The sequence below is a fragment of the Lentzea sp. NPDC055074 genome, assembly GCF_053608005.1.
Genome location: NZ_JBSGUQ010000014.1, coordinates 115,828 through 136,884 on the forward strand (window position 1 = coordinate 115,828; position 21,057 = coordinate 136,884).

23 protein-coding genes are annotated in these 21,057 nt (G+C 70.5%); 9 read left to right on the top strand and 14 right to left on the bottom strand.

Annotated elements, in window-relative coordinates:
- Positions 1-152: 152 nt before the first annotated feature.
- The 6 genes from ACWF7A_RS28665 to ACWF7A_RS28690 form a co-directional block, all read right to left on the bottom strand.
- Positions 153-1,076, bottom strand: coding sequence for a cation diffusion facilitator family transporter (locus ACWF7A_RS28665; RefSeq protein WP_452253585.1), 924 nt, complete (start codon positions 1,074-1,076; stop codon positions 153-155).
- A 46-nt stretch (positions 1,077-1,122) separates the two neighbouring features.
- The gene (manA, locus tag ACWF7A_RS28670) at positions 1,123-2,337 is read right to left on the bottom strand and encodes a mannose-6-phosphate isomerase, class I (RefSeq protein ID WP_452253586.1); all 1,215 of its coding nucleotides are present in this window, start codon (positions 2,335-2,337) and stop codon (positions 1,123-1,125) included.
- A gap of 19 nt (positions 2,338-2,356) precedes the next feature.
- Positions 2,357-3,421 carry a hypothetical protein gene (locus ACWF7A_RS28675; protein WP_452253587.1) on the bottom strand — a complete coding sequence of 355 codons (1,065 nt, stop codon included), beginning with the start codon at positions 3,419-3,421 and terminating at the stop codon, positions 2,357-2,359.
- A gap of 5 nt (positions 3,422-3,426) precedes the next feature.
- Positions 3,427-3,627: a Trm112 family protein gene (locus ACWF7A_RS28680; protein ID WP_189154297.1), complete on the bottom strand. Its 201-nt coding sequence runs from the start codon at positions 3,625-3,627 to the stop codon at positions 3,427-3,429.
- 11 nt (positions 3,628-3,638) lie between these two features.
- Positions 3,639-4,991 (bottom strand): phosphomannomutase/phosphoglucomutase, encoded by a 1,353-nt coding sequence (locus ACWF7A_RS28685; protein ID WP_452253588.1) that lies wholly within the window; start codon positions 4,989-4,991, stop codon positions 3,639-3,641.
- An 82-nt stretch (positions 4,992-5,073) separates the two neighbouring features.
- On the bottom strand, positions 5,074-5,433 hold the full coding sequence (locus ACWF7A_RS28690; protein ID WP_189154299.1) for a DUF3499 domain-containing protein: 360 nt from the start codon (positions 5,431-5,433) through the stop codon (positions 5,074-5,076).
- 93 nt (positions 5,434-5,526) lie between these two features.
- On the opposite strand from ACWF7A_RS28690, the gene ACWF7A_RS28695 reads away from it, so the two are divergent.
- The gene (locus tag ACWF7A_RS28695; protein ID WP_452253589.1) at positions 5,527-5,970 is read left to right on the top strand and encodes a metallopeptidase family protein; all 444 of its coding nucleotides are present in this window, start codon (positions 5,527-5,529) and stop codon (positions 5,968-5,970) included.
- Positions 5,971-5,978: 8 nt separating this feature from the next.
- On the opposite strand, the gene ACWF7A_RS28700 is transcribed toward ACWF7A_RS28695, so the two are convergent.
- Together ACWF7A_RS28700 and ACWF7A_RS28705 are read right to left on the bottom strand one after the other, a co-directional pair.
- Complete coding sequence (locus ACWF7A_RS28700) at positions 5,979-9,140, bottom strand: glycosyltransferase (protein ID WP_452253590.1); 3,162 nt, start codon at positions 9,138-9,140, stop codon at positions 5,979-5,981.
- A gap of 31 nt (positions 9,141-9,171) precedes the next feature.
- Positions 9,172-9,477: a WhiB family transcriptional regulator gene (locus ACWF7A_RS28705; protein ID WP_051784712.1), complete on the bottom strand. Its 306-nt coding sequence runs from the start codon at positions 9,475-9,477 to the stop codon at positions 9,172-9,174.
- A gap of 245 nt (positions 9,478-9,722) precedes the next feature.
- Between ACWF7A_RS28705 and ACWF7A_RS28710 the strand changes: the two genes are divergently transcribed.
- The 4 genes from ACWF7A_RS28710 to ACWF7A_RS28725 are packed head-to-tail and all read left to right on the top strand — an operon-like array spanning position 9,723 to position 13,304.
- Positions 9,723-10,478 (top strand): site-2 protease family protein, encoded by a 756-nt coding sequence (locus ACWF7A_RS28710; protein ID WP_452253591.1) that lies wholly within the window; start codon positions 9,723-9,725, stop codon positions 10,476-10,478.
- 33 nt (positions 10,479-10,511) lie between these two features.
- Positions 10,512-11,465: a 2-phospho-L-lactate transferase gene (gene cofD / locus ACWF7A_RS28715; RefSeq protein ID WP_452253592.1), complete on the top strand. Its 954-nt coding sequence runs from the start codon at positions 10,512-10,514 to the stop codon at positions 11,463-11,465.
- Positions 11,458-12,780, top strand: coding sequence for a coenzyme F420-0:L-glutamate ligase (locus tag ACWF7A_RS28720; RefSeq protein ID WP_452253593.1), 1,323 nt, complete (start codon positions 11,458-11,460; stop codon positions 12,778-12,780). Before cofD ends, ACWF7A_RS28720 begins: the two co-directional genes overlap by 8 nt.
- Positions 12,777-13,304, top strand: coding sequence for an NUDIX hydrolase (locus tag ACWF7A_RS28725; RefSeq protein WP_452253594.1), 528 nt, complete (start codon positions 12,777-12,779; stop codon positions 13,302-13,304). Before ACWF7A_RS28720 ends, ACWF7A_RS28725 begins: the two co-directional genes overlap by 4 nt.
- On the opposite strand, the gene ACWF7A_RS28730 is transcribed toward ACWF7A_RS28725, so the two are convergent.
- From ACWF7A_RS28730 to ACWF7A_RS28740, 3 genes are read right to left on the bottom strand one after another with little or no spacing between them, the layout of a single operon-like run.
- Positions 13,301-13,489: a hypothetical protein gene (locus ACWF7A_RS28730; protein ID WP_452253595.1), complete on the bottom strand. Its 189-nt coding sequence runs from the start codon at positions 13,487-13,489 to the stop codon at positions 13,301-13,303. The genes ACWF7A_RS28725 and ACWF7A_RS28730 overlap by 4 nt on opposite strands.
- Positions 13,490-13,493: 4 nt before the next feature.
- On the bottom strand, positions 13,494-14,375 hold the full coding sequence (locus ACWF7A_RS28735) for a DNA-3-methyladenine glycosylase family protein (protein ID WP_452253596.1): 882 nt from the start codon (positions 14,373-14,375) through the stop codon (positions 13,494-13,496).
- Positions 14,368-15,435 carry a sugar phosphate nucleotidyltransferase gene (locus ACWF7A_RS28740; protein ID WP_452253597.1) on the bottom strand — a complete coding sequence of 356 codons (1,068 nt, stop codon included), beginning with the start codon at positions 15,433-15,435 and terminating at the stop codon, positions 14,368-14,370. The genes ACWF7A_RS28735 and ACWF7A_RS28740 overlap by 8 nt, the downstream gene beginning before the upstream one ends.
- Before the next feature lie 101 nt (positions 15,436-15,536).
- Here ACWF7A_RS28740 and ACWF7A_RS28745 point away from each other — a divergent pair, with 101 nt between their 5' ends.
- Complete coding sequence (locus tag ACWF7A_RS28745; RefSeq protein ID WP_452253598.1) at positions 15,537-15,923, top strand: hypothetical protein; 387 nt, start codon at positions 15,537-15,539, stop codon at positions 15,921-15,923.
- 89 nt (positions 15,924-16,012) lie between these two features.
- Here the strand turns inward: ACWF7A_RS28745 and ACWF7A_RS28750 are convergent, their stop codons facing one another.
- The 3 genes from ACWF7A_RS28750 to ACWF7A_RS28760 all read right to left on the bottom strand — a co-directional run bounded on the left by ACWF7A_RS28750 (position 16,013) and on the right by ACWF7A_RS28760 (position 19,070).
- Entirely contained in the window at positions 16,013-16,864 is an 852-nt protein-coding gene (locus ACWF7A_RS28750; protein WP_452253599.1) for a glycosyltransferase family 2 protein, read from the bottom strand.
- Between the two features lie 26 nt (positions 16,865-16,890).
- The gene (locus ACWF7A_RS28755; protein WP_452253724.1) at positions 16,891-18,018 is read right to left on the bottom strand and encodes a glycosyltransferase family 4 protein; all 1,128 of its coding nucleotides are present in this window, start codon (positions 18,016-18,018) and stop codon (positions 16,891-16,893) included.
- Positions 18,019-18,086: 68 nt separating this feature from the next.
- Entirely contained in the window at positions 18,087-19,070 is a 984-nt protein-coding gene (locus tag ACWF7A_RS28760) for a glycosyltransferase family 4 protein (RefSeq protein ID WP_452253600.1), read from the bottom strand.
- Positions 19,071-19,090: 20 nt separating this feature from the next.
- Between ACWF7A_RS28760 and ACWF7A_RS28765 the strand changes: the two genes are divergently transcribed.
- From ACWF7A_RS28765 to ACWF7A_RS28775, 3 genes are read left to right on the top strand one after another with little or no spacing between them, the layout of a single operon-like run.
- Complete coding sequence (locus ACWF7A_RS28765; RefSeq protein ID WP_452253601.1) at positions 19,091-19,993, top strand: glycosyltransferase family 2 protein; 903 nt, start codon at positions 19,091-19,093, stop codon at positions 19,991-19,993.
- The gene (locus ACWF7A_RS28770; RefSeq protein WP_452253602.1) at positions 19,990-20,508 is read left to right on the top strand and encodes a hypothetical protein; all 519 of its coding nucleotides are present in this window, start codon (positions 19,990-19,992) and stop codon (positions 20,506-20,508) included. Before ACWF7A_RS28765 ends, ACWF7A_RS28770 begins: the two co-directional genes overlap by 4 nt.
- Positions 20,505-21,056, top strand: a complete 552-nt coding sequence (locus ACWF7A_RS28775; protein WP_452253603.1) for a hypothetical protein — start codon at positions 20,505-20,507, stop codon at positions 21,054-21,056. Before ACWF7A_RS28770 ends, ACWF7A_RS28775 begins: the two co-directional genes overlap by 4 nt.
- The last annotated feature ends 1 nt before the right edge of the window (position 21,057 follow it).

Here is a 21,057-nt window from a genome sequence, read left to right on the forward strand (position 1 = left end):
CATACCTCCTTGATGGATCCGATTCGGCCCACCCTAGAGGTATCCACCAGCTGAGATGCCCATAGCTCTTGTCCGCGGGTTGTCCGGCGTTTTGTCTCGAAACGACGAAGCCGCCCCGGGCGAGGAGCCCGGGGCGGCTTCACAGCGACAGATCAGGAGCTGGCGACCGTCGACCGGTCGAGGTCCGGCTCCAGGTAGATCAGCCGGGCGTGCGGCACCTTGGCCCGCACCCGCTGCTCGGCGTCGTTGATCGCCTGGGCCACCTCGTCGAGCTGGAGTCCCGGGTTGAGCGCGATCTTCGCCGCGACGAGCATCTCCTCCGGCCCGATGTACTGCGTCTTGATGTGGATGACGCGCTGCACCTTGCCGGCGGCCAGCTCGTCGATGATCACGTCGAGGTCCTTGTCCGACGCGCCCTCACCGATCAGCAGCGACTTCATCTCGATGATCAGGATGATCGCGATGACGCCCAGCAGCACACCGATGGCGATGGTGCCCAGGGCGTCGAACACCGGGTTGCCGGTGATCGTCGTGAGGCCGACACCGAGCAGGGCCAGCACCAGGCCGACCAGCGCACCCAGGTCCTCCAGCAGCACGACCGGCAGCTCCGGCGTGCGGGAGTTGCGGATGAACTGCCACCAGGTGGCGTCGCCCTTGATCTTCTTCGACTCGTTGATCGCGGTGATGAAGCTGTAGGTCTCCAGGCCGATGGCGACCACGAGGATGCCGACCGCGACGAGCGGGCTGGAAAGACCCTCCGGCGCCTGCAGCTTGTGGATGCCCTCGTACAGGGCGAACACCGAGCCGAGCGTGAACAGCATCAGCGCCACCACGAACGACCAGAAGTACCGGTCGCGGCCGAAGCCGAACGGGTGCAGCTTGGTCGCCCTGCGCTGGGCCGTCTTCTGGCCGAGCAGCAGCAGGCCCTGGTTCGACGTGTCGGCGACCGAGTGCACCGACTCGGCCAGCATCGACGACGAGCCGGTGATCAAGAATCCGACGAACTTGGCCACCGCGATACCGGCGTTCGCCACCAAAGCCGCGACGATGGCCTTGGTTCCGCCCCCTGCTGACACGCTGTCTCCTTGCTGAGAACCAGTCCGGTTTGTCCGGTGGTGAACCTTAGTCCGTTCCCGCGGTCGCGCGGAAAAGTTCAGCGGATTCAACACCATCCGGGCGCACGAGCACGGCCGGGTCCGAGGCGGGCAGCCAGACCGACTGTCCCCGGGCCAGTGCCAGCTCGTCGCCACGGGCGTTCGTGAGTACCACGGCGCCCTCGGTGCAAATCATGATCTGCGGACCTTCGTGGTTGATCCGCGTCTCCGCTGCCAGGTCCAACCTGGACAGTTCGAACTCCGGCGCGGGCGTCCGGTAGACCCGGACGCCGGGCTGGACCTCCTCGCCCAGCAGCACTTCCATGTCACCGCACGTGAAGTCGAGCACTCGCAGCAGCTCGGGCACGTCGACGTGCTTCGGCGTGAGGCCGCAGCGCAGGACGTTGTCCGAGTTCGCCAGGATCTCGATGCCCGTTCCCCGCAGGTACGCGTGCAGGTTGCCGGCGGGCAGGTGGATGGCCTCGCCCGGCTGCAGCACGATGCGGTTGAGCAGCAACGCCGCGAGCACGCCCGCGTCACCGGGGTAGGACTCCCCCAGCTCCAGGATCGTGCGGCACTCCATGTCGAACTCGCCGTGCTCCTTCACGTGCAGCACGCACGCGTCGAGGACCTGCGGGAGCAACGACGACAACGACGTCTGCGGCAGCGTGATCAGCATCGTGAACAACGCGCGCAGGCCCGACGAGTCCGGCTGCGCGACCAGCATCTCGGTGTACGGCGCCAACGCGGGCGCGTCCAGCGTGCGCAGCAACGAGACCGTGCGCTCGGGCGACCGAAACCCAGCGAGGGCGTGGAACTCGGTCAGCGCGCAGATCAGTTCCGGTTTGGCAGCCGGGTCCTTGTAGTTGCGGATCGGGGAGTCGAGCGGCACGAGCCGCCTCTCCTCCGCCGCGAAGCCCTCGGCGGCCTGCGCGGCCGACGGGTGCGCCTGCAGGCTCAGCGCCTCGTCGGCGGCGAGCACCTTGATCAGGAACGGGAGCCTGCTGCCCCACCTCTCGGCCACGCGCGGGCCGAGCTGGCCTTCCGGGTCGGCGGTCAGCAGGTCGAGCAGCGAACGCTCGACGCCGTCCGATCCGACCACCCGGGACGGGTCGCCGGGATGGGCGCCCATCCACAGCTCGGCCTCGGGATGGGGTGCGGGCACCTCCTTCCCGAGCAGCTCGGCGATGGCCGTGCGTGAACCCCACGCGTACGGCCTTACCGCGTTGTGCAGCAGGTCCACTTCTGAGTCAGCTCCCCATTCAGTACGGGTTGCCGCCGAGCGATCCGGCGGCGAGCCCGAGGTACAGCGCGGCCAGTTCGAAGCGGAGCGCGAGGAGAGCGGCGCTGACCGCGTCGCCTCCCGCCACCTCGACGGCCGGCTCCAGCACGTCGGCTCCGGGCAGGGCGTCCTCGGCCGCGTGCCGCACGGCCTCGGCCGCCGGGCCCTGGCGCACGGCCAGCAACAGCACGCGCACGAGCCCGCTGCCCGGTTCGTCGTCCGGGTCCGCGAAGAGATCCGCACCGGAGGTTCCCGACACCGCGCGGCGGTGCAGGACCGGGCGGGTCAGCGCCTGTGGATATCCGGCGACGTCGCTGGCGACACCGGCGAACGCCGCCAGCACGCTCGCGCCGTACACGCCGACCGACGTGGCGACCTCGTCGAGGCCCCACAGCAGCGGCGTGCGGTCGGCGACGCGCAGCGCGAGCGACTTCGCCGGGTTCACGAACGACTCGTGCATCGGGTGGTCGCGCTCGGCCTCCCGGTCGAGCTCGTCCGCGATCAGGTCGACGTCGGCCTTCAGCAGCCCCAGCGCGTGCAGCACCAGGAGCCACGCGGTGAGCGCGCGCGGGAAGCTGAAGCCCGGCGGTACGTCGATGCGGGGCGGCAGCAGCACGGCGCGTCCGGCGGCGGCAGCGGCGATCGGACCGGAGTCCGGCGCCGTCAGCAGCGTCCGGGCGCCCCGGCGGACGGCCCGGTCGATCGACTCGGCGAGCACCCGGTCACCGGGCTCCTCGGTGTGCGCGAGCACCACGTCGAGGGCGCCGACCCACGGCGGCACCTCGTCGGCCATCACGACCGGCACCGAGCACCCCGGGCCGAGCAACGCCATCACGACGTGGGCGACCGCGAGCGAGTGGCCGGGCCGGGTGATCAGCACGACCGCCCGCGGTCGTTCGGAGAAGATCCGCTCCACCCCCGCCTCGGCCGCGGCCTCGGCGGTGGAACGCACCTGTGCCCCGGCACGGGCGGCGGCGCGCAGCCAACCACCCGTGTCGGCGTCGGCCAGGCGGCTCGAGTCGTCGAGCAGCGTGTCGTCGAGCACCTACGTCACCCAGCCGAAGGCGGCTCGACCGCCTCGTCCAGCAGCAGCACCGGGATGCCGTCGCGCACCGGGAACGAACGACCGCACGCGGTGCACGTGAGGAAGTCGGCTTCCGGGTCGGACGGCGTCCCGACCTGCAACGGCGCGTGCTCGGGGCACGGGCAGGCGAGGATCTCCAGCAACTGCTCTTCGAGCTTGACGGCCACGGTGTCTCTCCTCAGGCCCGCACGATCGCGAGGACCTCGTCGCTGAGCGCGGCGACGGCCTCGGGGGTGGCGGCTTCGACGTTCAGGCGCAGCAACGGCTCGGTGTTCGAGGCCCGGAGGTTGAACCACGACCCGTCCGCGAGCTGCACGGTGAGACCGTCCAGCTCGTCGACCGTGACGCCGTCCTTGGAGCCGTACGCGTCCTTGATCGCGGCGATCCGGCCGGCCTGGTCCTGCACCGTCGAGTTGATCTCACCGGAGGCGGCGTAGCGGTTGTAGACCGAGGTCAGCGCGGACAGCGGGCCGTCCTGCTCACCGAGCGCGGCCAGCACGTGCAGCGCGGCCAGCATGCCGGTGTCGGCACGCCAGAAGTCGCGGAAGTAGTAGTGCGCCGAGTGCTCGCCACCGAAGATGGCGCCGGTCCTGGCCATCTCCTCCTTGATGAACGAGTGGCCGACGCGCGTGCGCACGGGCTTGCCACCGTGCTCGGTGACGATCTCCGGCACGGCGTGCGAGGTGATCAGGTTGTGGATGATCGTGCCGCCGGGGTCCTTGGCGAGCTCGCGCACGGCCACCAGCGCGGTGATCGCGGACGGGCTGACCGGGTCGCCGTTCTCGTCCACGACGAAGCAGCGGTCCGCGTCGCCGTCGAACGCGACACCGGCGTCGGCGCCCTCGGCCTTCGTGCGGGCCTGCAGGTCGACGATGTTCTTCGGGTCGAGCGGGTTCGCCTCGTGGTTCGGGAAGCTGCCGTCGAGCTCGAAGTACATGGGGATCACCTCGATGGGCAGGCCCTCGAAGACCTGCGGCACCGTGTAGCCGCCCATGCCGTTGCCCGCGTCCACGACGATCTTGAGCGGGCGGATGCTCTTCAGGTCGACGAGGTTGTTGAGGTAGGCCGCGTAGTCGACGAGCATGTCGCGCTCCTCGAACGTGCCCGGCTCGACACCCTCGACGTCGGGGACCTGGTTCTCGGCGTCCTCGCGGATCTGGCCGAGACCGGTGTCCTGGCCGACCGGCGAAGCGCCCGCGCGGCACATCTTGATGCCGTTGTACTGCGCCGGGTTGTGGCTGGCGGTGAACATGGCACCCGGCAGGTCGAGCTTGCCGGACGCGAAGTAGAGCATGTCCGTGCTGGCCAGACCGATGCTGATCACGTTGACGCCCTGCGCCTGGGCTCCCGCGGCGAACGCACGCGACAGCTCGGGCGACGAGTCGCGCATGTCGTGACCGATGACGATGGTCGGTCCGCCGACCAGACGCGCGAAGGCGGCGCCGAAGTCGCGGACCAGGCCGGCGTCCAGCTGTTCGCCGACCACCCCGCGGATGTCGTACGCCTTGACGATGCCGGACAGGTCACGCACGCCGCACACTCCCGAAACTCGCTCTTGACGGCCACTGCCTGGGCAGCCTACCGGCGAGAAGATTAGTGGTGCGTGTGGTCGTTCAGTCCTCGTGCGGATCGGGCAGTACCCGCAGGTGGCCACGCCTGTGAGACCCCGCGGGCACGTCGGGGAGCTTCGGGCTCACATCAGCCCGCCCAGCTTCCCTCACGGCCTCGGCCAGGGCCGTCAGGTCGTCCACAGTCGGCTCGGGCGCCGCGAACTCACCCTGATGCCTCACGACCTCCCAGCCACGAGGCGCCGTGAGCCGCAACGCGTGCTCCTCACACAGGTCGTAACTGTGTGGTTCGGAGTACGTGGCAAGCGGCCCGACGACCGCGGTGGAGTCCGCATAGGCGTAGGTGAGCGTGGCGACAGCCGGGTTAGCACACCCGGTTCGCGAGCACCGTCTCACGCTCCGCACGATCGGGGACGATAGCGCGTCCACGGGAGGCTGTGTGTGAGGCACGCTGTGTTTAGTCGTCCGAGGGAACAACTAGGCTGCTGGGTTGTGGTGATGGCACGGGGTTCACAGCGGCAGGATTCGCCGCGCCGACGCAACCGCGACCGGCACGGGCGAGGCCTTCGCGGCCCGCTCTACCCGGCCACGCTCCCCGCGGCCCGTTCCCGCGCTGAACGCTTCGACGCCCTGGTCATCGAGGCGCTGGAGCCCATCGAGACCCGCTGGCGCACCGAGCTCACGCAGCTCGACGTGGCCGTCGACGACGTGCCCGAGGTCCAGGTCGAGGGCGAGGACGGCGTGGTGGAGGACGGCAACGTCCCCCTGGCCCGCCTGCTGCCCGCGGGCTCGGACAACCGTGCCCGGATCGTTCTCTACCGCCGCCCGCTCGAGGCGCGCGCGAAGGACGGCGCCGACCTGTCCGACCTGGTGCACGACGTCCTGGTCGAACAGATCGCGAACTACCTGGGCCTCGACCCGGACGTCGTCGACGAGGGCTGAGACTCCTCTCACACCCCGCGCCTGCGGGTGGGGATGGCGGTCAGCAGCGTGAACAACGCCGCTGCCGCCTGCCCGAGCAACAGGAAGTCCCGCAGCGTCGTCGACATCGACACCCGCACCTCGGCCCCTCCGGACGGCAGCGGCACGCCGACGAGGTGGCCCCAGGCCCGCACGACCGGCACCTGGGCGCCGTCCACCGAGACCTGCCAGCCGGGTTCGTCCTCGGCGGCCAGCACGAGCACCCGTCCCTCCCCGCCGGGCGAGACCTTGACGGCCACGTCGGGCAGCGACACGTTCACCGACGCCATCCCCTCCGCGGCCAGTTCCGACGGCGGCTCACCGCCGGTGCGGGCGCGGCGGGCCAGGTCGGGTGCCAGCAGCAGCCCGGTGTCCGCGGCCAGCCGCACCCGCAGCACCGGCCGTCCGTCCGACGCGCGCGGTGCCTCGGACACCAGCTCCCCGGCAGCCGCCTGGACCTTCTTCGACGCCTCGTCGGTGGGCATCACCACGAACGCGACCCCGGACGAGGCGGCCTGCCCCAGCGTCAGCTTCACGGCCGGAGCGGCCCCGTCCAGCAGCGTCGTGTTCCACCGCCGCAACCGGGCGGGCGACGAGACGGTGGGCACCAGGTCGTCGTCCCCGAACGCGGGCATCCGGCCGGCGACCTGCCGGGCTGGCGTCCCGAGGATCAGCACCGAACGCCCCGTCCGCTCCAGCTCGGCGGTCAGCGACGTGTTCAACGCCACGCCGCCGTCGGCCTTCAGCGGCCCGGACCTCAGGTCCAGGAGCCCGGCGACGCCCACGCTGACCAGCGTCACCACGCCGACGACGTAGACGGCCCGGCGCACCCGCGCCTGCCCGGCGATGCCCGGCGGCACCCCGCGCTGGCACCCGGCGAGCACCACGCAGATGAGCCCCCAGCCGAGGATCACGAGCGGTGTCCCCGGCCAGGCCCCCACCGCGGCCACCGCCGCGAGGGCACCGATGGCCAGCACGATCACCGTCAGGCCCGGCAGCATCGAGGCGTTCGGGCGCAGCACGGCGGCGGCGAACGCGGCGGCCGCGAAGACCGAACACACGATCAGGTTCGGCGGTGGCGACTCGAACGCGGCACCAAGGCCGTTGAGGACCATCTCCGGGTGTTGCAGCAGCACGGCGGGCCACGGCAGAAGCAGGCCCATCGGCAGAAGCACGATCACGAACAGAGCCGCGATCCGGCGCGCACCGCCGGTCACCGCGATGAAACCGCCCAACGCGCCGATGATCACCACGACGTGCGTGAGCGGCGAGAAGGCTCCGAGGACGGCGACACCGATGGCGGTGCCGGAGGCCATGGGCAGCCAGGCGTGCGTGGAGGACGCGCGCAGGACCGCGTACACGCCGGCGAAGACCACGGGCGTGACGATGTGCACGACGACGACGTCCAGACGACCCTCGGCGACGGCGGTCGTGGCGACCGGCAGCAGGCCGTAGAAGGCCGCAGCCACCGCGCGCACGGAACGCCGTACGCGCAGGCCGCGTGACGCGATGTAGGCCGACAACGCGGCGAGAGGGATGTCACCGAGCAACAGCAGGGCGACGGCGAACGACGGTCCGCCGGGGATCAGTCCCAGGACGGCCAGAGCCGCGGGCGCCGGAGCCGCGGTGCCGCCGAAGACCGGGTGCCACGACGCCAGGTAGGTCGACCAGACCTCGCCGAGCGAGGCGACCGGGAGCAGCCGGCCGCCCGCGAGGTCGAGGCCGAGCCGCGACCAGTTCGCGATCACCGCGACGACCGAGAGGCCCAGCAGCAACAGCACCGGTGGCGCCAGCAGGAGCGAGCGCAGCACCCGTGACTGGTCGACCTCGACGAAGACCATGCCGGGGTCGGCTCGCGGCCCCGGTGACGGACGAGGGCGAGGCGACGGGCGCAGGGCACCGGGCAGTGCGGCGTCCACGGACACGACGACGGGCGGGCGGCGCAGACCGGCGACGCGCGGACGGCCGCGGGAGGCACCGGCCGGCAGCGCGGCCGGGCCGACGAGCCGAGAGTCCACTTCGGACGGTTCGAGCCACGTCGAACCGGAATCGGTTGCGGGCAAACGACCCAGCGCGGCATCGGCCTCGACCCGGCGGCGGATCAGGAAGGCCGCGCCGGCCCGCACGGCGTTGCGCAGCCGGGTGAGTCTGCTGGTGAAGAGCCCGCGCACGACGGCGGACCCGCGACGGGCGCGGCGTCCTTCGAGCAGACGGCCGCGCGTCAGGAGGTAACGGGCCGCGCCGACCTCGGCGTGTGCGTCCGCGAAACGCCGGAGCAGCAGGAAGCCCAGGGCCCGCAGGAGCGACAGGAACAGCAGCCGCGGAAGTCCGGCGAGAAAGGAGAAAGTTGAACAATTGACCAAGAAAGTACGCATGCCGTGCGCGCGGTCGACGCCACGAAATGACGGACCCGGTCGTGCCATCGCCGCGTCCAAACGGCGTGCGCCTTTAGTTGCGGCGCGCGCATGTCGCATGCGTGCGACGGGTACGCACAGGACCAAATGACCTGAGCGATTAGCGCGCCACCCGAAGTCGACATCGTCGCGCAGCAGCGGCATCGCTTCGTCGTAACCGCCGAGCGAGTGCCAAACCTCACGTTTGATCAACGAACCCGCGGACGAGACGGCGAGAACCTCGGTGCTCTGCTGAAACGATGCGGAATGTTCGGCGGATGACAGACCAGTCTGTCGATGTCCTGAAGAATCCGTCGAGAGACCTGCCTCGACGACCAGACGAGAATCCACCCAATCGAGGCACAGAGGACCGAGCACGGCGGCCGAAGGAGACACCTCCGCCGCGGTCAGCAGAGCCGCGAGGCAGTCCGGTTCGGGCGCGCTGTCGTCGTGCAGCAGCCACACCCATCTACCTGGGTCACCCCACCGTTCGACGGCGTGCTCGACCGCGATGCGCACAGCGGTGCCGAAGCCCGTGCCCCGCGGCGCTGTCAGCACGCCGTCCAGCAGGTCCTCGGCCTCCGCCAGGACTTTTGCCGTCCCGTCGGTGGAACCGGTGTCGACCGCGATCACGTGCCTGGGGCGAATTCGCTGACGCCGCAAGGCAGACAGCGCCGTGCTGAGCCACTGGTCGCCGTCGTGGCAGACCAGGACGCACAGCACCGGCGCTGTCCTGAGCCTCGGGTGAGGACTTGTCACGTCCCCAAGTTAAGGCAAGAAGATCACGCTTCTAGACAGCTCTCTTCTTCAGCTTGCGGCGCTCTCGTTCACTGAGACCGCCCCAGATGCCGAAGCGTTCGTCGTGCTGGAGTGCGTACTCCAGGCACTCCGAACGCACCTCGCAGCCCAGGCAGATGCGCTTGGCCTCCCGCGTCGACCCTCCCTTTTCGGGGAAGAACGCCTCGGGATCCGTCTGGGCGCAGAGCGCGCGCTCCTGCCAGTCCTGCTCGTCGGCAGGGTCGAACAGGTACGACAGCTCGCCCTGTACGACCGGCTGTGTGACGTGATCTTCTTCGAGCTCTTCGAATTCCTGCATTTCGTCCGCCTCCTCGCCTTCCGCTCTCCCCGGTTGGCGGACGCCAGACGCCGTTCCCACAACGACGAATGACACCGATGTGATTACACCTGCGTCACAGCGGGCGGTCAAGCGGAGTCCACACGTCGGGGGATATTCCCGCAGATGGCCGCAAAAACCTTGACTGACTGCACAGACAGTGATTCAGGTGTCGCAACCCGTCCCCGAACGGCCCACCACGCCGTCCGACACGCCACACTGGTGGGGTGAAGCGATCAGCAGTGCGCCCCAGTCCACTGTTCCTCGGCCTGCTCGCGGCCACCGTCGCCGGAGCTGCTCTCACCCTGCTCGAAGGTGACCTCGCCATCAAGTCGGGCACCATCCTGTTCGTCCTCGCCGGGTGGGCCGTGACGCTGTGCCTGCACGAGTTCGGGCATGCCGCCGTCGCGTACAAGGGCGGCGATTTTTCCGTACGTGACAAGGGTTATCTGACCCTCGACATCCGCCGTTACACCGATCCGGTGCTCAGCATCGTGCTGCCGCTCGTCCTGCTGGTCATGGGCGGAATCCCACTTCCGGGTGGTGCTGTGTGGATCAACCACCACGCCCTGCGGTCCAAGAAGATCGAGTCGTTGGTCTCACTCGCGGGACCGATCTCCAACCTCGTGATCGGCGTGCTGCTCGCTCTGGTCGTCGCGGTCTTCTCGCCGCCGGCCGCGCTCGCCGCCGCGATTTCGTACCTTGCTTTGTTGCAGGTGTTCGCGTTCGTGCTCAACATCCTGCCGATCCCCGGACTGGACGGCTGGGGCGCGATCGAACCGTTCCTGCCCTACGAGGCGCAGAAGTTCGGCGCGAAGGCCCGGCCGTGGGCTCCGCTGGTCCTGTTCGCCGTCCTGATCGGCTTCTCGGCTGTCAGCCAGCTGTTCTTCGAGGCGTCGACCTGGGTGTTCGAGCTCATCGGCGGCGACCCGTTCTCGGCCTTCGACGGCTCGCGGACGTTCTCGTTCTGGCGCTACCTGTAAGCGCGAACCGGCGCTGTGGAAGCATGGGCGGGCGTGAAGGTCGTAGCACTCGTCGGCGGGGTCGGCGGCGCCAAGTTCCTGCAGGGACTCAAAGCTCTCGGAGCAGAGGTCACCGCGGTGGTGAACACCGGCGATGACGTGTGGATGCACGGGCTGCGCATCACGCCCGACCTCGACACCTGCATGTACACGCTGGGCGGTGGCATCGACACCGAACGCGGCTGGGGTCGCGAGAACGAGTCGTGGACCGTCAAGGAGGAGCTCGCGGCGTACGGGGCCGAACCGACGTGGTTCGGCCTGGGCGACCGGGACATCGCGACGCACCTCGTTCGCACCCGCATGCTGCGCGCGGGCTATCCGCTGTCGGCCGTGACGGAGGCGCTGTGCGACCGGTGGAAGCCGGGAGTGAAGCTGCTGCCGATGACCGACGACCGGGTGGAGACCCACGTCGTCGTGGAGCTCGACGGTGAGACGAAGGCCATCCACTTCCAGGAGTGGTGGGTGAAGCACCGGGCCGGTGTCCCCGCGCAGTCGTTCGCGTTCGTCGGCGCCGAGACCGCCACCCCCGGGCCCGGCGTGCTGGACGCGATCGGCGAGGCCGACGCCGTGGTCCTGGCGCCGTCCAACCCCGTGGTGAGCGTCGGCACGATCCTCAACGTCCCCGGCGTGCGCGACGCGCTGCGCAAGACCGAGGCCGGCGTCGTGGGCCTCTCCCCGATCGTCGGCGGGAAACCGTTGCGGGGCATGGCCGACGCCTGTCTGGACGCGATCGGCGTGGAGACCTCGGCCGAGGCGGTCGGGCGGCTCTACGGCTCCCGCAAGTGCTCCGAGGACGGCATCCTCGACGCGTGGCTCGTGCACACCGGCGACCGCGCGGACGTGCCGGGTGTCGCCGTCCGGGCGGTTCCGCTGCTGATGTCCGATGTGGACACCACCGCGCAGATGGCCCGGGACGCGCTGGAACTGGCCGGAGTCGAAGTTGACTGACCACGCCGCCGCGGCGCTGGAGCTGCTGCCGGTCACCGGCCTGCCGGAATTTCGCCCCGGCGACGACCTGGCGTCCGCGATCGCCTCCGCCGCCCCCTGGCTGCGCGACGGCGACGTGCTGGTCGTCACGTCCAAGATCCTGTCCAAAGTAGAGGGACGGCTCGTTCGCGTGCCGGCCGATCCCGCCGAGCGGGACCGCATCCGCCGCGAGCACGTCGACGCGGAGTCGGTGCGCGTGCTCGCCCGCAAGATGCGCACGCTGATCACCGAGAACAAGCTCGGCATCGTGCAGGCCGCGTCCGGTGTGGACGCCTCGAACGTGGCGGGCGACGAGATCGCGCTGCTCCCGGTCGACCCGGACGGTTCGGCGGCGTCGCTGCGGGCGGCGCTGAGGTCGTCGCTCGGCGTCGAGGTCGCCGTGGTGATCACCGACACGATGGGCCGCGCGTGGCGGATGGGCCAGACCGACGCCGCGATCGGCGCGTCCGGCCTCCGCGTGCTGCACGACTACGCGGGCGCGGTGGACGAGCACGGCAACGAGCTCGCGGTGACGATGGTCGCGGTCGCCGACGAGATCGCCGCGGCCGCCGACCTGGTGAAGGGCAAGCTCGGCGCGGTGCCCGTGGCGGTGCTGCGCGGGTTCGACGTGGTGGACGACGGGTCCACGGCCCGCGACCTGAACCGTCCGGTCAAGGAGGACCTCTTCAGCCTCGGCACGGAGGAGGCGCTGGCTCTGGGCCGTGCTCAGGCCGTGCTGATGCGCAGGTCCGTGCGGTTCTACTCGGACGAACCCGTTGATCTCGCCGTGGTCCGGCGTGCGGTCGGTGCGGCGTTGACCGCGCCCGCGCCCCACCACACGAAGCCGCTGCGGTTCGCACTGGTGCGCGAGAAGCGTTCCGAGCTCTTGCAGGCCATGCGCTCCCAGTGGGAAGCCGACCTGCGCGCCGACGGGTTCTCCGACGACCAGGTCGCGCGCCGGGTTCGCCGCGGCGACCTGCTGGTGGAGGCACCGGAGATCGTCGTGCCGTTCCTCGTGCGCGACGGCGCGCACTCGTACCCCGACGACCGCCGCGCGGACGCCGAGAAGACGATGTTCACGGTCGCCGGCGGCGCCGCCGTGCAGGCCCTGCTGGTGGCACTGGCCGCCGAGGGTCTCGGCTCGTGCTGGGTGTCGTCGACGATCTTCTGCGCGGACGTGGTGCGCTCCGTGCTGGGTGTGCCGGACGACTGGGAACCGCTGGGCGCCGTGGCGGTCGGGCACCCGACCGAGCCGCTGACGCCGCGCGAGCCCCTGGAAGGACTGATCGAGCTTTGACTCTGCACGCCGACGCCGTCTCGACGCTGAGCCGGTTCGCGGGCCAGGACGCCCTGCGCGAGGCCTACCTGGGCTTCCTGGCGGCCCGTCCGGACGCCTGCCAGCGCTCTTGCGAGCCCGGGCACCTGACGGCCTCGGCACTGGTCCTGGACGCCACGGCGGAGCACGCGTTGCTGACGCTGCACCCGCGCGTGGGCCGGTGGCTGCAGCTGGGCGGTCACTGCGAGCCCGAGGACTCGACGCTGGCCGCGGCCGCTCTGCGTGAGGCGACCGAGGAGTCCGGCATGCGCGGGCTGCGGATCGAGCCGACGCCGATCCACCTCGACGTGCACCCGATCACGTGCTCTTTGGGCAAGCCGACGCGGCACTTCGACGTGCGGTTCCTGGTGCGTGCGCCCGTCGGGGCTCAGCCGGTGCGGTCGGCGGAGTCCGTCGACCTGCAGTGGTGGCCGCTGGACTCGTTGCCGGACAACGTGGACGACCTGCACCCGTTGATCGAGAGCGCTCTCGCGCGCCTGCGTTAGCGCTTGAGCGCCCGGTACCGCTTCGTCAGCGCGGTGATCCGGGCGGGGTCGGCCTCGGCGTTCAGCTCGGCGAGCAGGTCGTCCGGGCACAGTTCGTAGAGATCGCCCCACCAGCGCCGTGACCTGGTGTTCCAGATCCGGTAGCCGCCCGGCACACCTCGCGCCACGTACTGCAGCTTCGCCAAGGACCTAGAACCTCCGGTAGTCGCGCGGTGAGAACCTCGGGGCTCGCCGCGGCCGTCGCATGCCCGCCGCCTCCAGGTACATGACGGCGCGGTGGCGTTGGGGCTTGTAGGGCGCCAGCAGCTCCATCATCCCGTCGTCGTCACCTGGTTTTCCGGTCAACGCCCACGTGACGTTCTTGGCGACGTGGTAGTCGCCGACACTCACCGCGTCCGGGTCGCCCCAGGCCCGTTGCGCGACCTCGGCCGACGTCCAGACGCCGACGCCGGGCACCTTCTCGAGCAGGCCGCGGCTGCGCATCTCGGCGGCCTTCTCCAGCCGGTGCGCGACCTGCGCGACGTTGATCAGCGTTCTTCTGCGCGCCCCGTCGAGCCCGCACTGGTGCCACTCCCAGTCCTGCAGGCCCAGCAACCGTTGCGGCGTCGGGGGAACCTTCAGGGGCTTCGGTCCGGGAGCGCTCTCACCGAACCTGCGGCCGAGCTCGCGCCACGTCCGGAAGGCCTCCGTGCCGGTGACCTTCTGCTCCAGGATCGAGGCGAACAGCAGGTCCCAGACGCGGTTCGTGGCGCCGAGCCGCAGCCCGGGCCGTTGCCTGCGGGCCTCGGCGATGATCGGGTGGTGGGCGACGAACTCGTCCACCGTGTCCTCCGCGCCGAGCAGGGCGGGCAGGCCGTCGAGCAGCCACGGCCCGCCCTCGCCCCACGCTTCCGCGAGCACCTCACCGTTCGTCCTGGTGATGTGCACCGTGCCGGGACCGCACGGTGTGTTCGCCGCGAACCAGACGCCGCCCTCCGCGCTGAAGGACGGGTCGCCGGGTCCGCGGCGCAGCCTGCCGAGCACCGCGCCCAGGTCGAGTGGGAACGGTGGAGTCCAGGCTCTGCTAGGCATCCGTCGAGAAGCGCACCCCGGCCTCGGGCAACACGACACCCGGCCAGACCCGCGCTCCGCCGATCAGCTCACACCGCGCACCGATCACCGCGGAGTCACCTACTACAGCGTCCTTGAGGACCGCACCGGCCTGCACGAGCGCACCAGCGCCCACGATCGAACGCTCGACCAAGGCACCTTCACCGACAACGGCGCCGTCGAACAGAATCGCGGCATCGAGCACAGCGCCTTCCGCGACCGTGCAGTTCGCACCGACCGTGCTGCCGCCTCGCAGCGTCGCACCTTCGTGCACCGCCGAGCCTTCCAGCACCAAGTAGTCACCTGGCTGTGCAACTGCGGCAGACGGCGCAACGCCGCGCACGAGGTCCGCGGACCCCTGCACGAACGCCTCCGGCTTGCCGAGGTCGAGCCAGTACGTGGCGTCCACGTGCCCCTGCAACCGCTTCCCGGCCTCCAGCAGCCCGGGGAACGTCTCCCGTTCCACCGACACCGGCCGCCCGGCGGGAATCGCGTCGATCACCTCACGCCGGAACACGTAACAGCCGGCGTTGATCTGGTCCGTCGGCGGGTTCTCGGTCTTCTCCAGGAACGCCTGGACGCGCCCCTCGTCGTCCGTCGGCACACACCCGAACGCACGCGGGTCCGCCACCTTGACCAGGTGCAGCGTCACGTCCGCCTCGTGCTTGCGGTGCGTGTCCACGATCCCCGTCAGGTCGACCCCCGACAGGATGTCGCCGTTGAAGACCATGACGTCCCGCTCACGCAGCTTGTCCGCCACGTTGCGAATCGCCCCGGCCGTGTCCAGCGGCACCTCTTCGACCACGTACTCGAGCTCCAGCCCGAGCCTCGATCCGTCCCCGAAGTACTCCTCGAACACCTCGGCCTTGTAACTGGTACCCAGCACCACGTGCGTGATGCCGGCCTCCTTGATCCGCGACAGCAGGTGCGTCAAAAATGGCACCCCCGCGGTGGGGAGCATGGGTTTGGGAGCGGACAGGGTCAGCGGGCGAAGACGGGTGCCCTTGCCCCCGACCAGCACCACAGCTTCGACGCCGTGCACCTTTTTCCTCCTCCGCGTTACAGCGAGCCGTTCGACGGAATACTCTGACACGAAGCAGATCGTCATATGGGATCTGGTCCCGGCAAGGAGCTAAATCCGACATGGACCCCCGCGACCGGGCCGACGCCATGCTCGCCCGCGCCCGCGCACGTGGGCGGAACATCGTGACGCCGGACAACATGACGTCTCCGATGGACTCCTCGGACACGCAGCGCGTCCCTCGTTCGCTGGTCAACGCCGTGGACCCGCGCCGAGACCCGGACTCGACCATGATCCTGCAACCCGCGCAGATGGGCCGCCAACAGCCCCCGCGCCCCCAGCACCAGGGCCAGCCGCAGGCCGCTCCGACGCAGCCGATGCCGCAGCAGCAGGCCCCGGCAGATGACGCGGAGATCACGCAGGTGGTCCGCCCGGGCCTGATCCCGACGGCGACGAACCACCAGCAGAGCCGCAACTCGCTGACGCAACGGCTGAGCGGCGACATGTGAGCGCGCCCGGCGCGATGCGCCGGGCAGGCTGACGCAGGGGTCCCTGCGGATCGGGTCGGGTCGTCAGGGCAAGGCGATCGTCTGCGGAGTCAGCTGGACCGAGTGAGAATCTTCACCCGCAACGCCAGCCCGGCCTTCAACGCCACCCGGAACGGCGCCCACAGCACCCCGGCATGCCGATCGGCCATGTAGCGATAAGCACTCCGATGATGCTCGCGCAACATCCGATCCGAAGACCGGGCAGTCGAGTGCCCACCGATGTGCACGACCTCGGCCTCGGGCACGTAGACGTTCAACCATCCAGCCGCACCAACACGTTCCCCGAGGTCGACGTCCTCGAAGTACATGAAGTACCGCTCGTCGAACCCCCCGACGGAGTCGAAAGCCTCACGCCGCATCAGGAAACAGGACCCGGACAACCACCCGGCGACCCGCTCGACGGGAGCCTTCTCCTGCCGGTAGGCCCGAGTCCAGGGGTTCGACTTCCACACCGCCCCGAACAAGGCGTGCCCGACCCCACGCCCCAGCGAGGGCAGCAGCCGGGCTGACGGGTAGACCTCCCCGGAGGGTTCCCGGATCAGCGGCCCGAACATGCCGCCCCGAGGCCACCGCTCGGCGGCGGCGATCAACGCGTCCACGCTGCCGGGCAGGAACTCGATGTCGGGGTTGGAGATCAACACCCACCCGACGTCGGCCCCCAGCGCGGCGACCCCGCGGTTGGCCCCGCCGCCGTAGCCGAGATTGCCCCCGGTGGGCACGAACTCGACGTGGGGGCGGGAGGCGGCAACGGCCTCCGGCACCCCGTCGGTGGACCCGTTGTCGGCGAGGATCACCTGCACCGGACGGGAGGTGGCCTTCTCGAGGGTGTCCACAAAGGGAGCCAGCGTCTCGCCCGGCGAGTACGTGACCGTCACGACACCAAGTCCGTCGCCGTAGTTCACGCGCGACACACTAGCGCCGCCCCGGATCAACGGCGGCGACGCACCAGCATCGCGCGCTCGTAGGCCAGCCGGTGACGATCAGCGCTCACGGCCCACGAGAAGTCCTTGGCCCGCTGCTGCCCCGACGCCGCAAGTGAAGCCCGGCGCGCCGGATCGTCCAGCAGGTCGCCGATGGCGGCGGCGATGTCCCCGGCGCCGACCCCGCAGTAGGCCACCGCCTCACCCCCGACCTCCGGCAACGACAGCCGCCGCGTGGTGAGCACGCAGGCCCCGCAGGCCATGGCCTCCAGAACGGGCAGCCCGAACCCCTCGCCCAGAGACGGGTAGGCGACCAGCTCGGCCCCGCCCAGAAACCCGGCCAGCTGCTCGAACGGCAGGTAGCCGGCCCGGATCACGCGGATCCGGTGCGGCACGGAGTCCAGCGCGCGCTCGACCTGGCTGTCCCAGCCTGGCTGACCGGCGAGCACGAGGGCCGGCGGCTCGGCACGGCCCACCATCGCCTGCGCGAAGCCGCGGATCAGGGCCGGGACGTTCTTGCGCGGTTCCAGGGCACCCAGGAACGCGACGTAGGGCGCGTCCCCCAGCGACAGCGACTTGCGGACCGACAGGACCTCGTCCGGTGACGGAGGGTGGAAGCGTTCGGTGTCCACGCCGTGCTGGGCTATGTGCAGGGCGCGGCGGTCGGCTCCGGCCACCCGGACCAGCTCGTCGGCGGTCGCCTGGGACGGGACGACGCACAGGTCCGCTCGCTTCAGCGACGCTCTGGTCCAGGCCCGGAAGAAACGGGCCTTCACCGACGAGTGCAGCACCGGGTCGGTGAAGAAGGTGGCGTCGTGCAGCGTCACGACCGAGGCGGCCTTGCCTGCCAGCGGGAGCGTGTAGTGCGGGGAGTGGACCACGTCCACGCCCAGTGCGCGGATCAGGCGCGGCAGCGTCGTCTGTTCCCAGGCCAGGCGGGCCGTCCTGGTGGCCACGGCGTCGGCGGCGCGGATCACGCGGGCGTTCGGCGCGATCTTGCTGAACAGTTCTTCGTCTCGCGGCTGGCACACGACGGAGAGCGTGGCGCCGTCCGCGTCCAGCGCCGCGACGAGCGAATCCACGTAACGGCCGACGCCACCACGGTCTGCGGGGATCGCGGTGGCGTCGATCAGCACGCTGGGTTCGACAGTGGGCACGATCAGCTAGCGTAATGTCAGTTGCGAAAGCGTTTAGCGGGAACGTACTAATCTTGTCGTTCAGCGTGGGCCCGCCAGACACCCTCCGCCGTCTTTTCCCAGGTGAACTCACTCGCGCGAGTGATTCCGGCCTCGACGGTGTGATGAGGATCGGCCAGGACGGCCCTCAGACCTTCCGTCAACGAGGCCAGATCTCCTCGCCGGACGACGGTTCCGGCGCCTCCCGCGACCTCCACCAGAGCCGGGTCGTCCGAGTGCACGACGGGCACCCCGGCCGCCATCGCCTCCAGCACCGGCAGGCCGAACCCCTCCGCCAGGCTGGGCGCGGCGAGCACGGTGGCACCGGCCAGCACCGAGGCCAGCCGTTCGTCCGAGACCCTGCCGAGCAACGTCACGTGCGGCGCGCGCAGGTCGACGTCGCCCCAGCCCTGCGGCCCCACGACGACCAGGGGCACCCGGAGCCGTTCGGTGGCGCGCACCAGCAGCCCGAAGCCCTTGCGGGGCTCCACGGTGCCCACGGCGAGCACGTACGACGACGGAAGGTCGTCCGCCCGTTCACCGGTCAGCCGCGTGACTCCGTTGGGCACCACGTGGACCGGCACGGAGATCCGCACGCACTCCGCCAACTGAGACGCCACAGCGGAAGTCGGCACGACGAGAGCGCGTGCCTCACGTGCGGCACGCTCGATCACCTTGCGGTGCCAGGCCACTCCTCGCGGCGTCAGCGTCTCCGGGTGCGTCCACGGCACCACGTCGTGCACGGTGACGACGGCGCCCGGCAACGGTGCGAGCGGCGTCGGGGCGTGCACGTGCGGGCCGAGCTTCGGCGGCAGGCCACGCTCCCACAACGCCACCAGCACCCGGCGCGGCACCTTGATCACGCGGTCGGCGCGGGCCGTCGCCGCGGAGACCACGGACCAGCCGTCGGGAGCGCTCTTCCCCAACGCCTCGAGCAGCTCCGCCGTGTACCGGCCGGTCCCGCCGGGAACCGGGGCGTTGAGTTGCTCGGTCAGCACTACTAGCTCGGGCACGTCGCGTACCGTCTCACGCCGTGTCGGCAGTCAGCACCGTGGTGGTCGTGACGTGGCGCGGCCGTGACCACGTCACGGCGTGCCTGGACGCCCTCAAGGCCCAGAAGAGTCCACATAGGACGATCATCGTGGACAACGCGTCCGACGACGGCACGGCCGAGCTGATCAGCGGGCACGAGGTCGTGCGGCTGCCCAGGAACCGCGGCTACGCGGGCGGGCTCGCCGCCGTTCTCGGCATGGTCGACACCCCGTACGTCGCGTGGCTCAACGACGACGCGGCACCGGACCCGTCGTGGCTCGCCGAGCTGGAGAGCGCTCTCGACGGCGATCCCGGCGCGGCCGCCGCCACCTCGTCGATCCTGCTCACGGACAGCTCGACGCAGTCCGTCGGCGTGGCACTGACGGCGGACGGCCACGGCAAGGACGTCGTGCTGTCCGGGCGCGAGGTGTTCGGCTTCTGCGGTGGCGCGGCGCTGCTCAGGACCGAGGAGCTCAGGGCCGTGGGCGGCGTCCCGGCGAGCTTCTTCTGCTACTACGAGGACACCGACACGGCCTGGCGGCTGCGGCTGGCAGGCCACCGGGTGATCTCCGTCGGGCCGGCGAGGGTCCGGCACCGGCACGGGGCCAGCACTCGTCCGGGATCGGCGCTCTTCCACCGTTGGAACGAACGCAACCGCCTGCTGATGCTGCTGCGCTGCGCCCCCGCCTCCACGGCACTCACCCAGCTCGCCCGGTTCGTGGCGCTCACGGCACTGCTGCCGTTCCGCAAGAACGTCCCGGACGCCGCCAACTTCCGGTTCGGGCTGCGCGCCAAGGTCCTGGGCGAGGTGCTGCTCAGGCTCCCCGCGACGCTCGTTCAACGACTGGCAGTGAAGACCACGGTCTCGCGCAAGAGCGTCTGGCACGACTGGGCAGGCCGTTGAAGGCAGCCTGGTTGTTGATCGCCGGCGGCCTGACCGCCCTCGCGCTCGGCGTCGGCGTGAGCATCACGCTGACGTACGGACTGGTGTTCATCGGGCTGCTCGGCGGCCTGGCGTACGCGCTGGGCGTCAGCGGCCTCTCCCAGCGCAAGTGGATCGCGCTGCCCGCGTTCGCACTCGGGCTCCTGGCGCCGTTCGTGCTGACCTTCGGCGTGCACAGCGTGCTCCTGCACCGCGGCGGGAACGTCGAGCACTGCACGGTCACCTCGAAGGAAGAGCACCCGTTCACCAAGTACCCGGGAGTCGACTACGTGCTGGCCTGCCCCAGCGGCGAGGTCGAGCTGGACCGCGACTGGACCGACCGGCTGAAGACGTCCGAGGCCGACGTCGTGACGGGTCCGCCGCTGCTGCCGGACTGGGCGGACAGCACACGATGGAACCTCCTCCTGGTCACAAGCGTCCCCGGAGCGATGACTCTCCTCGTTCCGGTCGCCTGGCTGCTCAGGAAGCAGCCGTGAGCCGGCCAGCACCACTCATCGTGATCGGGCTCGCCGCGGTCGCCGCCGCGGTCCTGCTGGGCGCCGTCGTGCCCGAGCAGTACGAGCTCGCGGTCCTGGTGCCCGCCTGCCTGCTGTCGCTCGCGTTCGCGTGGGGCCTCGGCAAGCTCGGACCGGCGTGGCTCGTGCTGCCCGCGTTCATGGTCGTGATCCCCGGCACGGCGGTGCTCGTCGGCGACGGCCATCGCGCGTTGATGGACCTCCTCGCCACGCCCCAGACGTGCGTGATCACCAGCGTCGAGGACGTGCCGGGGCCGGACAACCCGATGTTCGCGCACCACGTCACCTGCCCGGACGGCGCCGAGCTGCGGATCGTCGTGCGGGGTGAGCAGGACAAGAAGGTGCAGCCCGGACCGGCCACCGTCCTGCGGCACCCGCTGATGCGGCCGCTGCTCGCCGACCGCAACGACTGGTCGGGAGAGTGGGTCTTCGGGGTGCCCGTCGCTGTCGCTTTGCTCCTGATCTGTGCAACCACACTGCGGGCGCGCAGAGTGATGAGGCAGGCTTAGC